Genomic DNA, 13,639 nt, shown 5'->3' with positions numbered 1-13,639 from the left:
CAGAACGGCTGGCCGATTGGAAACCGGAGAGACCGGCGGAGGGTGGGCTGGATGGGCTCGGGAAACCGGGCTTAGCCGCCTGACCAGCAGCGATGCTCAGGCGGCGGCCAGTTGGCCGATTTGCTCACGTGTATCGGCAACGACGGCGGCCAATCCGTTCCCTGCCACCCAGCCGCCAACGACGGCCAGGCCGCCGGCAGCAGTGCAGGCCCGGCGGATTTCCGCTGCCCGGGCACGGTGCCCCACCGCCGCGAACGGCAGGGCCCCCCGCCACCGGACCACGTCCCAGCCCTGCACGTCCTCCCTGGTAATGCGGACGTCGAGCAGTGCGGACGCGTCACGGACGGCGGCCGCGAACAGCTCTTCGTCGGCTTGCGGCCCGGCAGGGTGGGCGGAAGCACCGTCCACCCGGCCGTAGGAGAGGCGCACCACGTGCCTGCCGGGACCGGCGGCAGCAGCCAGCCAGTCCCATTTGCCAGTGGCATGCGTCAGGGCCTTGGCCTGGATCCCCGGCGTCTGTGGAGCCACCAGGATTCCGGTTCCGCGGGGCCTTCGGTCCAGGTCCGGTTTGTCCAGGACCAGCGTGACCAGCTTGACGTCCGGCCCGGAGGCCGGCTTCTTCCCCGCGATGGCAGGAACGGCACCTTCCAGGAGTTCAACGGCGGCAGGGCCATCCACAGCCATGACCAGCAGGGCGCCGCCATAGGAAGTTCCGGCCGCTTCGACCCGCCACCCGTCCCGGGTGCGGGCGACAGCTGTGGCGGCAGTGCCCGGCAGCAGCGTCACGCCCAGGCGCTGGAGATCCGCCACCAGGGCGTCCACCAGGATGTGCATGCCGCCTTCAAGGCCGGCGACGGCGGAGCCTGCCTTGGCCGGTTTACCTGGCTGGACTGGTTGGGGTGGCGCTGGTTGTCCTGGCCGGGTCTGCTGGGCGGCCGCAGTACCGGCACGGCGCTGCGCCAGCACGGCGGCAGCGAGCGAACCGTGTTTCCGCAGGCCTGCACGCAGGCCCGGGGCCACCATGTCGACGTCAAGCAGGCCGGGGTCGGCCGAGTGGACGCCGCCCACCACCGGCGAGACGAGCCGCTCCAGCACCCGTGAACCCATCCGGGCCCGCACCAGGGCGGCCACGCTGGTAACCCCCGCGCAGGCTCCTACGGAGGAAGGCAGCAAGCGGTCCAGGGAGGCGCGCAGCGAGCCGAGCGTGCCCAGCGTGCGGCGGACCTCAGGATCCCAGGGGTTCGCCGGGATGCCCAGGACTCCGGTCCGGGGCAGTTCGCGGGGCCCGTCCGGAAGCTGCACCCAGGCACCACCGGGCCGCGGGGGAACGATCTTTCCCCCCAGGCCGAGCTCCCCGCAGAGCCGGGCGACGGCGTCGGACCTCGTGGCGAACGACTCGGCGCCGCTGTCAAGGGTGAGTCCGGCCACCACGTGGCTGCCCACGCAGCCGCCCCACGACGTCCCCGCTTCAAGGACGGTCACCTGGTGGCCGGCGGCGGCAAGTTCCCGGGCGGACAGGAGGCCGGAGATTCCGCCGCCCACCACCAACGCTGTGCCGGGCGCTGCCGGAGAACTGCCCACGGGTTTACTCCGGTGAAATGGAGTGGATGAGTTTCACGACCCGGGTCAGGACGTCGGGGTCCGTTTCCGGGGGTACGCCGTGGCCAAGGTTCAGGACGTGGCCCGGAGCTGCCGATCCCGCAGCTATGACCTCGCGGACGTGGGCTTCGAGGATTTCCCAGGGGGCTGACAGCAGCGCGGGGTCGATGTTTCCCTGCAGCGGGACCGTTCCGCCCAGGCGGCGGTTCGCCTCGTCGAGCGGCAGCCGGTAGTCAACGCCCACCACGTCCACGCCTACGTCGCGCATGGCCACGAGGAGTTCGGAGGTGCCGGTGCCAAAGTGGATCAGCGGGGCGCCGAGGTGGCGGACATGGTCCAGGGCACGGGCCGACGCCGGTGCAACGTACTTGGTGTAGTCGGCCAGTCCCAGCGAGCCCGCCCAGGAGTCGAAGAGCTGCGCGGCGGAGGCACCGGCCTCGAGCTGGGCCTGGAGGAACATGCCGGAGGCGTCGGCAGCCCAGTTGGCCAGCGCGGCCCAGGTCTCCGGGTCCGCGTGCATCATGGTCCGGGGGCCAAGGTGGTCGCGTGACGGCTTTCCCTCCACCATGTAGGCGGCAAGGGTAAACGGTGCACCGGCGAAGCCGATGAGGGGTGTCTTGCCCAGTTCGGCCACGGTCAGCCGAACGGCTTCGCGGATGGGCTCCAGGGCTTCCCAGGTGAGCTGCGGCAGGGCGGCAACGTCGGCCGCGGTGCGCACGGGCTTTTCCAGGACGGGCCCCACCCCGGGCACGATGTCCACCCCGACGCCGGCCAGCTTCAACGGGATCACGATGTCGGAGAAGAAGATGCCTGCGTCCACGTCATGCCGGCGGACCGGCTGCAGGGTGATCTCCGAGGCCAGCTCGGGACGGAGGCAGGAATCCAGCATCGCGATGCCCTCGCGCACCTTCAGGTATTCCGGCAGCGACCGGCCCGCCTGGCGCATGAACCACACCGGACGGCGGGACGGCTTGCCTCCGCGGTAGGCCGTGATCAGCGGGGAGTCGGCGGTGCGGCCGTCCATCAGTGGATGGTCTGCGGCAAGGGCGCCGGCAGCTGAGACGGCGGGGCTAGGAGTCATGCTTTTGATTGTGCCCAAAAAGAGCAGCAAAAGATAACGACAACCTGTCGCCGGCAGGGCCAGGTCCGGCAAGGTGGCGCGAATCACCGCGAAGTGTGGCGACTATCCTTTCCGGAGGTTGTTCTACCGGGCAACGAAAAAGCTATGATTGGTCTGCTGTGGTTCTTTTCTCATTGGTGGCTACACACGCCGACATCGATCTTGAAACCGTTGCTCAGTTGAGCAACGGTTCCTCCGGGATTGCCGCATCCGCGCTGACCGAATCCCCTGCCGTGGCCGGGGCGGTGGTCCTTGCCACCTGCAACCGCTACGAAATCTACGGTGAGGCCCCCAACCCCAACGACGTCGAAGCGGCGCGGGCGGCACTCGTCTCACGCATCAGCGAGGCCAGCGGCCTCGCCGAACCACTCGTCTCCCGTTCCTTCAGCACCCGGACCGGACCCGAGGTGACCCAGCACCTGTTCGCCGTCAGCGCGGGACTCGACTCCGCCGTCGTCGGCGAACGCGAAATCGCCGGGCAGGTGCGGCGGGCGCTGATCAACGCCCAGCACGATGGCACCGCCAGCGCCGGCCTGGTCCGGCTGTTCCAGGCCGCCTCCAAGACCGCCAAGGACGTGGGCGCGCAGACTGCCCTTGGTTCCCGCGGACTTTCCATCGTCTCCGTTGCACTGGACCTGGCCACCGATCTTTCCGAGAACCCTGACTGGTCAACCAAGAAGGTTGTGCTGTTCGGGACCGGCGCCTACGCCGGGGCCACCATGGCGCTGCTGCGCGAACGCGGCTGCACGGACATTTCCGTCTTCTCCTCGTCCGGCCGGGCAGAAGGCTTCGTGGCCTCGCGCGGCGGCGTGGCCCTGGACGTTGACTCCCTGCGGCCCGCGGTGGCCGCCGCCGACGTCATGATCGGCTGCAGCGGCTCTGATACCCGCGTTGAGGCTGATGAACTGGCCCAGGTCCGCGCCGATTCCGCGCAGCCCCTGATCGCCATCGACCTGGCCCTCACGCACGACTTCGACCCCGCCGTCGGCGAGCTGGAGGGCGTGGAGCTGCTGACCCTCGAATCGGTCCGGCTCGCGGCACCGCAGGAACAGGCGGAATCGCTCGCCCAGGCCAGCGGGATCGTCAAAGGTGCGGCGAAGGCCTTTGAGCAGGAGCGCGAAGCCCGCTCTGTCGATTCGGCCATCGTTGCCCTCCGGCGCCACACCATGAACGTGCTGGACGCGGAAATGGAAAAGGTCCGGGCCCGGCACGGCTGCACCGCCGCCGCCGAAGAAGTGGAGTTTGCCCTCCGCCGCATGGTCAAGCAGTTGCTGCACGTGCCCACGGTGCGCGCCCGTGAACTCGCCGCCAACGGCCAGCAGGACGACTACGTGGCAGCGCTGGAAGCGTTGTACGGAATCACGGTCGAACAGCCCGCCACCTCCCCCGCTGCTTCCCCTGCACTTGCTGAGGCCGAGTGCCCGGTGGACCACAAGGGCCGCGAAACCGCCTGACCCCCCACTTGCTCTATCAGATATGGCTCCCAAACCATCGGTTTGGGAGCCATATCTGATAGAGCAACCGGTCAGTAGACGGGCTTTTCGGGTTCCACGTCCCGCACCCAGGCCAGGATTCCGCCGTCGAGGTGGCTCACCCGCTGGTAGCCGGCCTGCCGCGCCGCCGCCAGTACATTGGCGGACCGGGTCCCGGCCTTGCAGTGGAACACGATGTCCCGGTCCTGCGGAAGTTCATCCCAGGCCTCGCCGGCCAGGATGCGTCCCTGCGGGATCAGCCTGGCGCCATCGATCCGCACGATGTCGTACTCCCCCGCTTCGCGGACGTCCACCAGCTCGAAGTCCTTGAGCCCGGCTTTCCGGGAGGCGAGCATGGTGGCCAGCTGGGTGGCGGTGACGGTGTGTTCCGTGTCCGCTTCGGACGCTGGGGCAATGCCACAGAAGGCCTCGTAGTCCGTCAGTTCGGTGATGGGTTCCGCCGCAGGGTCCTTGGACACGCGGATCTCGCGCCAGCTGCCGCCCAGGGCGTCGAACAGTGCCACACGGCCCAGCAGGGAACGTCCGACGCCGGTAATCAGCTTCACCGCCTCAGTCACCATCAGCGACCCCACGGCAGCACACAGCATGCCGAACACGCCGCCCTCACCGCAGGAAGGAACGGAACCTGCGGGCGGCGCCTCCGGGTAGAGGTCGCGGTAGGTGGGGCCGTGCTTCTCCCAGAACACGCTGACCTGGCCATCGAAACGGAAGATGGAACCCCACACGTAAGGCTTACCCAGGATGGCGGCGGCATCGTTGACCAGGTAGCGCGTGGCAAAGTTGTCGGCACCGTCAAGGATGAGGTCGTATCCGCTGAACAGCTCAAGGGCGTTGGACGAGTCCAGGCGCACGTTGTGCAGCCGGACGTCCACCAGCGGATTCAGCTCGGCGATGGCATCGCGCGCCGACTCGATCTTGGGCCGGCCCACATCGTGCACGCCGTGGATGACCTGGCGCTGCAGGTTGCTCAGGTCCACCACGTCGTCGTCAATGATTCCAATCGTCCCCACGCCCGCCGCGGCGAGGTAGAGCAGCGCCGGCGCACCCAGGCCGCCGGCCCCGATGACCAGCACCTTGGCGTTCTTGAGCCGCCGCTGTCCCAGTGCCCCGATCTCGGGAATGATCAGGTGCCGGGAGTACCGTTCCACCTCGTCAGGGGTCAGGTCCGCGGCCGGTTCCACCAGCGGATCCAGGGAAAGGGCCGAAACATTTGCGGTCAAAGACGAAGCCATACTTCAATGTATGCCCCGGGATACCGCCGGGTCATATTACCCCGCAGTAAAGTGAAGGTAACTGCAATCGAAAGAAGGACAACTGTGGTCCCTGAAGCACGGGCTGACCGCCCGCCCGCCGCCGAACCGCACACTCCCTCGCGCCCCGCAGGCCAACGGTCCGCCCGGCTGCCCCGCGACGAGCGCCGGGCCCAGCTCCTTGCCGCAGCCCAGGAGGTGTTCGTTGCCAACGGCTACCACGGTGCTGCCATGGACGAGATTGCAGAAACAGCCCACGTGAGCAAACCCGTGCTGTACCAGCACTTTCCTTCGAAGCGCGACCTGTACCTTGCCCTGCTGGAAAGCCACCTGGCATCCCTGACCGAATTGATGCTCGGCGCCCTGAACTCCACCACGGACAACGACGAACGCGTCCAGGCCGTCATGCGGGCGTACTTCCACTTCATCGCCAGCGACGACCAGGCCCACCGGCTGGTCTTCGAATCCGACCTGATCAACGATCCCGACGTCAGCTCCCGGCTGGAGACTTTCAACCGGACCTTCGCCGATGCCATTGCAAGGGTGATCGCCGAGGACACCAAGCTCCCCCATCTCGAGGCGGAACTGCTGGGCCGCGGGCTGGCCGGAATGGCGCAGGTCAGCGCGCGGTACTGGCTGGAAACCGATGGCAACCTGGACCTCGATGTGGCCAGCGATCTCATCTACCGTTTAGCTTGGCGCGGAATCTCTCGCTTCCCCAAAGAGTCCTAGACTACAAATAAGACAACACCTCGTAGAGAAGTACGAGCACTTCACAGGCTGGGAGGCCCCCTTGGAAATTAAGATCGGCGTTCAGAACGTTGGCCGCGAAATCGTACTGGAATCGACCCAGGATGCCGAGACGGTGGCCAAGGTTGTTGGCGAGGCCATCAGCGAAGGCAATGAGCTGCGCCTCAAGGATGACAAGGGACGCCTGATTATCGTTCCGGGGAATGCCCTGGCATACGTCGAAATCGGAGCAGAAGAGGTCCGCCGCGTGGGCTTCGGCCAGTTCTAGCCCGCGCTTGGGAGGAGATCCATGCTTTCGCTGACCATCGTGGTGCTGGCCACCGCCGCCGGCGGCTTCATCGTCTGGGCCAATGACAAGCGCCATGCCAAGTACGGCGCGGTGCTGCCGGCGGGAATCGCAGTAGGAGTCGCGGCCCTGGCATGGATCATCCTCATGGCAGCCGGCTTCGGCTACCTGCCCGGCCTGACCTGGCTTCCCTGGGTCCTGCCCATGGTCCTGGGGATTGCTGCCGCCGTCGGTGCGGTGGTTTACTTGGGCCGCACGCGCGCCCGCCACGACATGGAGCGGCTGACCGCCATCCTGCGGCGCTAAGCGTCCTTAAACGAGCTGTGGCCACCACCCGCCCGGGTGGTGGCCACAGCTGCTTAACGTCAGAGGAACTCCGCCCTGCCCTCCATGGCCGACGACGCGAGGGCGTGCTCCCGGCGGGGAATGCGGCCTGCTGCCCGGGCCATCCTGCCGGCGATCACAGCGTGCTTGAACGCCTCGCCCATGAGGGCGGGGTTCTGCGCGCGCGTCACGGCCGTGGCCAGCAGTACGGCGTCACAGCCCAGTTCCATGGCAAGGGCGGCGTCGGACGCCGTCCCGATGCCGGCGTCCAGGACCACCGGAACCGACGCGCGAGACACGATAAGTTCGATGTTGTGCGGGTTCAGGATCCCCAGGCCTGTGCCGATGGGCGCACCCAGGGGCATCACGGCGGTGGCGCCGAGGTTTTCGAGCCGCAGCGCAAGAACGGGATCATCGTTGGTGTAGGCGAAGACCTTGAACCCGCGGTTGACCAGCTGCTCCATGGCCTCCACAAGCTCCACGGCGTCGGGCAGGAGGGTCTGTTCGTCGGCGATGACCTCGAGCTTGACCCAGTCGGTCTCCAGGGCCTCCCGCGCCAGTTCCGCCGTGAGGACCGCATCCCTTGCGGTGAAGCAGCCGGCGGTGTTGGGCAGCACCCGGATCCCGTGGTCCACCAGCAGCTGGAACAGCGATCCGGTTTCCGCGGTTGAGTAGCGCCGCATGGCTACCGTGGTCAGGGCGGTACCGGAGGCCAGGAGCGCTGCGCCCAGGCCGTCCAGGCTAGGCGCCCCGCCGGTGCCCATGATGAGGCGGGAGCCGAGGGCGACGCCGTCGATCACCAGGGCGTCCCCGGCACCGATGTTTCCGGCGGGGTTGATAGTGCTGGTTTCCGTCATGGCGTCAGCCTCCCTGTACTGCAGTAACGAGTTCGATGTCGTCGCCCTCGGCGAGCGCGGTGGCAAACCATTGGCTGCGCGGCACCACCTGGGCGTTGTGTGCGACGGCGACGCCCAGCTTCCCGCCGTCCGTCGCCTGCCCGTTGTCAGCCAGCGGACGCCCGGTGACCTCGCTGACGAGCATGGTGATGGAGGCGCCGTCCGCCACCGTGTGCGGGTTTCCGTTGAGGGTGATGTTCACGCTGTCTCCTTGATGTCGGTGCGTTGGGTGGCCGTTGCCGGCTTGGAGAACCGTTCCGGGCTGAAGGGCGCCCAACGGGGGTCGGTTCTTCCGTCCAGCAGCTCCGTGCAGATGGCTGCTGCGGCGGGGGTAAGCAGGACGCCGTGGCGGAAGAAACCCGTGGCGATGATGAGCCCCGGGACGTGGCGCGCTTCCGCTCCCGACCCTTCACCCCCTGGGGCCGGGCCCACCGGCACCCGTCCCAGCAGCGGCGCGTTGTCCGGGGTTCCGGGGCGGGCCCGGGCGGTGGACTCCAGGAGTTCGAGTTCGGCGACGGCGGGCACCAGGGCCTGGGCATCGCGCAGCAACTGATAGACGCCGCCGGCACTGACGGCATCGGACAGGGCGTCCTCGCGCTGGGTGGCTCCGATCACCACGGTCCCGTCCTGCCGCGGCACGATGTACACCGGAACTCCGTGGACCAGTCCCCGCACCGTCGCGGTCACCAGGGGCTGGAGGTGGCGGGGCACTGCCAGCCGGAGGATGTCCCCGTGCACGGGCCGCAGCGGCAGTTCGAGGCCGGGGGGCAGGTCTGCGAGCGCACCTGACTGCAGGCCGTTGGCCACCACGGTTTCCGTTGCCAGGACGGTGCCGCCACCGGCGAGCCTTACGCCGGCCACCGTTCCGCCGTCCCACAACAGCCCGGCTGCCCGGTCCGGCACTGCGTACCCGTCCACCGCCCCGGCCACAGCCAGGCCCGGCAACTCCTCTGTGGCGCGGGCCAGGGCCAGCCGCAGGGCCGCCACTAGCCGGCGGGGATCCACCTGGTGGTCCGCGGGGGTGTCCAGGGCGCAGGCGATGGCTGGGCTGAGGAGGGGTTCGCGTTTGCGCGCCTCCCGCACAGTCAGGGGCTCCACTGCCAGGCCGTTGGCCAGCTGGACCGTGCGCAGGTCCATCAGCGCACGGCGGTCTGCGGCGTCGGCACCTACGGCGAGAGTCGGCGTCGTAAGGTATCCGGAATCTGCGCCCGATGCATCGGCGACACCGGCAGCGAACGCCGGCCATCGCGACGATGCTTCCAGCATGAGTTCCAGGAGGTCTTCCTCCTGGTAGTGCAGTTCGCTCACGGGGGCCAACATTCCGGCGGCGGCCCAGCTGGCGCCCGAACCGGGGGCGTCGTCTATGAGGACGACGGAGCGTCCGGAACGCTGCACTTCCCAGGCGATGCCGTGCCCCACCACTCCCCCGCCAATGACGGCGACGTCGGCACGTATTGTTGACGGAAGGGTGGAATGGATGGACGCATCAACGGAAGCGGGATGGGTAGTGCCGGGGGTACGCATCTGGTTCCTTCCCTACGCCGGCATTAACCGGATCAGGTCAAGCGGTCGGCTCTGACGCCCTCTCAGCCCGGCGCTTTGTGACAGCTGCCGCGGGCTCCCGCAGTACCTCCCCAGTTTAGAGGAATTAGGCTTGCAGGCATGAATGCGACCACCCCATCCTTTCCCTCAGGTTCCCACGCTCCGGCCGGCGGAGTTGCCAATGCCGAGGTTGTCAACGCCCGGGACAGCGAGGCCCTCAAGGCTGCCCGCCTGTATCTCTGCACCGATGCGCGGCGGGACCGCGGCGACTTTGCGGAGTTTGTGGACGCGGCCTTTGCCGGCGGCGTGGACATCATCCAGTTGCGGGACAAGAACATCGAGGCCGCCGAGGAACTGGACCTTTTGGCGGTGCTGAAGGAAGTGGCGGTACGGCACGGCAAGCTGTGGGCGGTCAATGACCGCGCCGACATCGCCGTGCTTTCCGGGGCCCCTGTTTTCCACATCGGCCAGAAGGACCTGCCGCTGGGGGCAGCACGCACGCTGGTCAACGGGAACGCCGCCATCGGACTTTCCAGCCACACGGCCGAACAGGTGGATGCCGCCCTGGCCGCAACCGCCGGCCCCTCCGGCCTGGACTACTTCTGCGTAGGTCCTGTCTGGGCCACGCCCACCAAACCCGGCAGGGCCGCCGTCGGTCCCGACCTGGTGAAGTACGCAGCGGAGGCGTCCCGGCGGGCTGCGGATCCCGTGCCCTGGTTTGCCATTGGCGGCATCGACCACGGCAACGTCCACCAAGTGGTGGAGGCGGGCGCGCGCAGGATCGTGGTGGTCCGCGCCATCACGGAAGCTCCTGATCCCGCCGCCGCTGCTGCCTCCCTCCTCGACGCGCTGGACGCCGCCGGCTCCTGAGCCTGCTTAATCGCGGAACTTGGGGCTACGCTGAATTTTGTGTCACATCATCGGCTGGCCCCCAACGTCCACGACCATAAGAACGCCTTGGAAGAGGCGCTGGGCCTGCTGCGGACGGAACTTGAACTTCCGGGTCCCTATCCCGCCGAAGCCGTGGACGACGCCCTGGCTGCCGTGGCCGCGCTGCAGCTTCCGTCCTACGACCTGACCGCCGTCGAGTTCGTCACCATCGATCCGGCGTCCTCCACGGACCTGGACCAGGCAGTGTTCATCGAGGCGGACGGGGACGGCTACCGCGTGATGTATGCGATCGCCGATGTTCCGGCCTTCGTTACGCCGGGAGGTCCCCTGGACGCCGAGACGCGGCGGCGCGGACAGACGTTTTACGCCCCGGACGGCCGGATCCCGCTGCACCCGGAGGTCATCAGCGAAGGGGCCGGAAGCCTCCTGCCCGGCCAGGAGTGCTCTGCCTTCGTCTGGGACTTCACGCTCGACGGCGAAGCAACCGTCCTGACAGTAGGCGTCCGTCGGGCCCGGGTCCGCAGCCGTGACAAGCTCAGCTACAAGGGCGCCCAGGCAGACCTCGACGCCGGGACGGCCTCCCCCGTACTCCACCTGCTCCGTGAGGTGGGCCTGAAGCGGGTGGCATTGGAGCGGGCCCGTGAAGGCGCCAGCCTCAACATGCCCGAACAGGAGATCGTCCAACTGCCCGACGGCGGCTACCGGATTGACGCGGTTCCACAGCTTCCGGTGGAGGACTGGAACGCTCAAATTTCGCTGATGACCGGGATGGCGGCGGCTGAGCTCATGCTCGAGGGCAAAGTGGGCATCCTGCGCACCATGCCCGCGCCGGACGAACGGTCCCTGAGGCATTTCCGGCTGCAGACCGAGGTGCTCGGCAGGCCGTGGGACGGCGAAGTCAGCTACGGCGAATACCTGCGGTCGCTGGATCCCACCGACCCGAGGCAGTTGGCCATCATGCATTCGGCAGGCATGCTGTTCCGGGGAGCGTCCTACACCGCGTTCGACGGAACCGTCCCCGAGGATGGCATCCAGTCCGCCATCGGCGCGGCCTATGCCCACACCACCGCGCCGCTGCGGCGCTTGGTGGACCGCTTCGTTTTGGTCATCTGCGAGGCCCTGAGCAACGGCGGCGATGTTCCCGGCTGGGCACGCGAAGCGCTGCCGCTGCTGCCGGGCATCATGGCGGGATCGGACCAGCTGGCGTCCAGGATGGAACGCCTGGCCCTGGACACCGTGGAGGCGGCGCTGTTGCTGAACCACATCGGGCAGGAGTTCGACGCGATCGTGATCTCCGGGTCCAAGCCGCAGAACGGCAACGGCAGCAACGGGAAAAATGGCAACAGCAATGGGAAGAACGGTAACGGCAGCTCCGGGATTATCCAGATCGCAGAACCCGCAGTGACCGCACACTGCGCCGGCGAACTGGAGTCCGGCACCAAGGTCCGGGTCCGGCTGGTGTCCTCGGACATCACCACCAGGGAGATCCACTTCGAACTGGTCCGCTGAGTAAGCAGCGGACGCCGCAAGCGGGCCGAAACCGTGTTTGGGCACCCATGCGGCTAGACTGGAGGGGTAGAACTGGATGCCCGGTCGTTGATTTCCTCCATTTGAAACCAACAAGCCCGCCCCTACGCGATCTTGAGAATTGCCCGCTGGTCCCCAGTGCCAGCATTAGATAGCCCGCGATCGGCTTCCACTGGAATTGCTTGCGCGCTTGAGCGTGCTCCGGAGCGGCCAGCCCTGGCCGGCCCGTTGAGCAGGCAGCGCCAATGCCTAAATGAATAAGGAAACTCCCCTGTGAGTGAATTGCATACCCACCAGCTTCTGAGCGACGTGTCCGGTACGGAGACCATCGAACCGGAAGAGACCATCATCTCGGACGAGACGCCGCACGAGATCGCCGAAAAGTCTTTTGCCGACTACAACGTCCGCGACGACATTGTGGAGTCCCTGGCCGACGCCGGGATCACCCACCCCTTCCCCATCCAGGCCATGACCCTGCCGGTGGCCCTGGGCGGCCACGACATCATCGGCCAGGCCAAAACCGGCACCGGCAAGACCCTGGGCTTCGGCATTCCGGCGCTGCAGCGCGTCATCGGCCAGGACGACCCCGGCTACGCCAAGCTGGCCGTACCTGGAGCACCGCAGGCCCTGGTCATCGTTCCCACCCGTGAACTGGCGGTCCAGGTGGCCAGCGACCTCCAGACCGCGTCGCGCAAGCGCAACGCCAGGATCGCCACCATCTACGGCGGCCGCGCGTACGAGCCCCAGATCGAGTCCCTGAAGAAGGGTGTGGAGGTAGTGGTCGGGACCCCCGGCCGGTTGATCGACCTCTACAAGCAGAAGCACCTGAGCCTTAAGAACGTCAAAATCGTGGTTCTGGACGAAGCCGACGAGATGCTGGACCTCGGCTTCCTGCCGGACGTGGAGACGCTGATCGCTGCCACCCCCGCCGTCCGCCAGACACTCCTGTTCTCCGCCACGATGCCCGGCCCCGTCATCGCCATGGCCCGCCGGTACATGACCCAGCCCACCCACATCCGCGCCGCGGATCCGGAGGACGAGGGCCTGACCAAGCGGGACATCCGCCAGCTGATCTACCGTGCGCACAGCATGGACAAGACCGAGGTGGTGGCACGCATCCTGCAGGCGCGCGGCCGCGGGCGGACCATCATCTTCACCAAGACCAAGCGCACCGCCGCCAAGGTGGCCGAGGAACTGGTGGACCGCGGTTTCGCCGCCGCCGCCCTCCACGGCGACCTGGGCCAGGGCGCCCGTGAACAGGCGCTGCGTGCCTTCCGCAACAACAAGGTGGACGTCCTGGTGGCCACGGACGTGGCGGCCCGCGGCATCGACGTCGAGGACGTCACCCACGTGATCAACTACCAGTGCGTGGAAGACGAGAAGATCTACCTGCACCGGGTGGGCCGCACCGGCCGCGCCGGGAACAAGGGCACCGCAGTCACGTTCGTGGACTGGGACGATGTCCCACGCTGGGCACTGATCAACAAGGCACTGGGCCTCAACGTGCCCGAGCCCGTCGAAACCTACTCATCCTCCCCGCACCTGTACACCGACCTGGACATCCCCGAGGGCACCAAGGGCCGCCTGCCGCGGGACAAGCGCACCCTGGCCGGCGTTGACGCAGAGGTCCTCGAGGACCTTGGCGAGACCGGCAAGAAGAACGCCCGCGGCGGCCGGGACTCGTCCCGGTCCAGGGACCGGGAGGGACGGGGACGCAGCAAGGGCGGCAACCGCGAAGGAGGCCGCAGCAGTGATTCAGCCGGCCACTCAGGCGAGCGCCGCCGTCGTACGTCCAATACGGAAGCCGCACCTGCCGGTGAGGCTGCCGCCCCGGCAGCCGACGGCGGCCAGCCGTCGCGCGCCCGCCGCACCCGCACCCGCACCCGCCGCCGCAACGGCGAAGTGGTGGCGGGCGCCGACAAGGGCACGCAGCCTGGCAACTCCGAGGGCTAACTGCCGGA

13 protein-coding genes and 1 riboswitch are annotated in these 13,639 nt (G+C 67.9%); of the genes, 7 read left to right on the top strand and 6 right to left on the bottom strand.

The genetic code is table 11. The features are described 5' to 3' along the window. Positions 1-96: 96 nt before the first annotated feature. Both hemG and hemE read right to left on the bottom strand, forming a co-directional pair. Positions 97-1,581, bottom strand: a complete 1,485-nt coding sequence (gene hemG / locus FBY30_RS13035) for a protoporphyrinogen oxidase (protein ID WP_142133237.1) — start codon at positions 1,579-1,581, stop codon at positions 97-99. Positions 1,582-1,585: 4 nt separating this feature from the next. Then, complete coding sequence (gene hemE, locus FBY30_RS13030; RefSeq protein ID WP_142133236.1) at positions 1,586-2,680, bottom strand: uroporphyrinogen decarboxylase; 1,095 nt, start codon at positions 2,678-2,680, stop codon at positions 1,586-1,588. 158 nt (positions 2,681-2,838) lie between these two features. On the opposite strand from hemE, the gene FBY30_RS13025 reads away from it, so the two are divergent. Further along, positions 2,839-4,173 (top strand): glutamyl-tRNA reductase, encoded by a 1,335-nt coding sequence (locus FBY30_RS13025; protein WP_142133235.1) that lies wholly within the window; start codon positions 2,839-2,841, stop codon positions 4,171-4,173. 71 nt (positions 4,174-4,244) lie between these two features. On the opposite strand, the gene moeB is transcribed toward FBY30_RS13025, so the two are convergent. Then, entirely contained in the window at positions 4,245-5,444 is a 1,200-nt protein-coding gene (moeB, locus tag FBY30_RS13020) for a molybdopterin-synthase adenylyltransferase MoeB (RefSeq protein ID WP_142133234.1), read from the bottom strand. A gap of 84 nt (positions 5,445-5,528) precedes the next feature. Between moeB and FBY30_RS13015 the strand changes: the two genes are divergently transcribed. The 3 genes from FBY30_RS13015 to FBY30_RS13005 all read left to right on the top strand — a co-directional run bounded on the left by FBY30_RS13015 (position 5,529) and on the right by FBY30_RS13005 (position 6,804). Next, positions 5,529-6,194 (top strand): TetR/AcrR family transcriptional regulator, encoded by a 666-nt coding sequence (locus tag FBY30_RS13015; protein WP_142133233.1) that lies wholly within the window; start codon positions 5,529-5,531, stop codon positions 6,192-6,194. A 61-nt stretch (positions 6,195-6,255) separates the two neighbouring features. Beyond that, positions 6,256-6,480 (top strand): DUF3107 domain-containing protein, encoded by a 225-nt coding sequence (locus FBY30_RS13010; protein ID WP_142133232.1) that lies wholly within the window; start codon positions 6,256-6,258, stop codon positions 6,478-6,480. Positions 6,481-6,501: 21 nt separating this feature from the next. Continuing rightward, positions 6,502-6,804 carry a hypothetical protein gene (locus FBY30_RS13005; RefSeq protein WP_142133231.1) on the top strand — a complete coding sequence of 101 codons (303 nt, stop codon included), beginning with the start codon at positions 6,502-6,504 and terminating at the stop codon, positions 6,802-6,804. Between the two features lie 59 nt (positions 6,805-6,863). On the opposite strand, the gene FBY30_RS13000 is transcribed toward FBY30_RS13005, so the two are convergent. The 3 genes from FBY30_RS13000 to thiO all read right to left on the bottom strand — a co-directional run bounded on the left by FBY30_RS13000 (position 6,864) and on the right by thiO (position 9,242). After that, positions 6,864-7,679 (bottom strand): thiazole synthase, encoded by an 816-nt coding sequence (locus FBY30_RS13000; protein ID WP_142133230.1) that lies wholly within the window; start codon positions 7,677-7,679, stop codon positions 6,864-6,866. A 4-nt stretch (positions 7,680-7,683) separates the two neighbouring features. After that, on the bottom strand, positions 7,684-7,920 hold the full coding sequence (gene thiS / locus FBY30_RS12995) for a sulfur carrier protein ThiS (RefSeq protein ID WP_142133229.1): 237 nt from the start codon (positions 7,918-7,920) through the stop codon (positions 7,684-7,686). After that, the gene (thiO, locus tag FBY30_RS12990) at positions 7,917-9,242 is read right to left on the bottom strand and encodes a glycine oxidase ThiO (RefSeq protein ID WP_142133228.1); all 1,326 of its coding nucleotides are present in this window, start codon (positions 9,240-9,242) and stop codon (positions 7,917-7,919) included. Before thiO ends, thiS begins: the two co-directional genes overlap by 4 nt. Next, a riboswitch (TPP riboswitch) is annotated at positions 9,235-9,353 on the bottom strand. It overlaps the preceding gene by 8 nt. 27 nt (positions 9,354-9,380) lie before the next feature. On the opposite strand from thiO, the gene thiE reads away from it, so the two are divergent. From thiE to FBY30_RS12975, 3 genes are all read left to right on the top strand, one after another. Continuing rightward, positions 9,381-10,130, top strand: coding sequence for a thiamine phosphate synthase (gene thiE / locus FBY30_RS12985; RefSeq protein ID WP_142133227.1), 750 nt, complete (start codon positions 9,381-9,383; stop codon positions 10,128-10,130). 39 nt (positions 10,131-10,169) lie between these two features. Further along, positions 10,170-11,660 (top strand): RNB domain-containing ribonuclease, encoded by a 1,491-nt coding sequence (locus tag FBY30_RS12980; RefSeq protein ID WP_142133226.1) that lies wholly within the window; start codon positions 10,170-10,172, stop codon positions 11,658-11,660. Positions 11,661-11,951: 291 nt separating this feature from the next. Then, positions 11,952-13,631: a DEAD/DEAH box helicase gene (locus tag FBY30_RS12975; protein ID WP_142133225.1), complete on the top strand. Its 1,680-nt coding sequence runs from the start codon at positions 11,952-11,954 to the stop codon at positions 13,629-13,631. The last annotated feature ends 8 nt before the right edge of the window (positions 13,632-13,639 follow it).

It is taken from the genome of Arthrobacter sp. SLBN-83 (assembly GCF_006715285.1).
Lineage (GTDB): Bacteria > Actinomycetota > Actinomycetes > Actinomycetales > Micrococcaceae > Arthrobacter.
The sequence above is the reverse complement of the archived record's forward strand: the minus strand, read 5'-3'. Positions and strand labels throughout refer to the sequence as shown.

What these genes read in the sequence shown, in the direction of transcription:
- hemE (WP_142133236.1), bottom strand. Translation starts at nt 2,680, where the DNA reads ATGACTCCTAGCCCCGCCGTCTCAGCTGCCGGCGCCCTTGCCGCAGAC.
- moeB (WP_142133234.1), bottom strand. Translation starts at nt 5,444, where the DNA reads ATGGCTTCGTCTTTGACCGCAAATGTTTCGGCCCTTTCCCTGGATCCG.
- FBY30_RS13005 (WP_142133231.1), top strand. Translation starts at nt 6,502, where the DNA reads ATGCTTTCGCTGACCATCGTGGTGCTGGCCACCGCCGCCGGCGGCTTC.
- FBY30_RS13000 (WP_142133230.1), bottom strand. Translation starts at nt 7,679, where the DNA reads ATGACGGAAACCAGCACTATCAACCCCGCCGGAAACATCGGTGCCGGG.
- thiO (WP_142133228.1), bottom strand. Translation starts at nt 9,242, where the DNA reads ATGCGTACCCCCGGCACTACCCATCCCGCTTCCGTTGATGCGTCCATC.
- thiE (WP_142133227.1), top strand. Translation starts at nt 9,381, where the DNA reads ATGAATGCGACCACCCCATCCTTTCCCTCAGGTTCCCACGCTCCGGCC.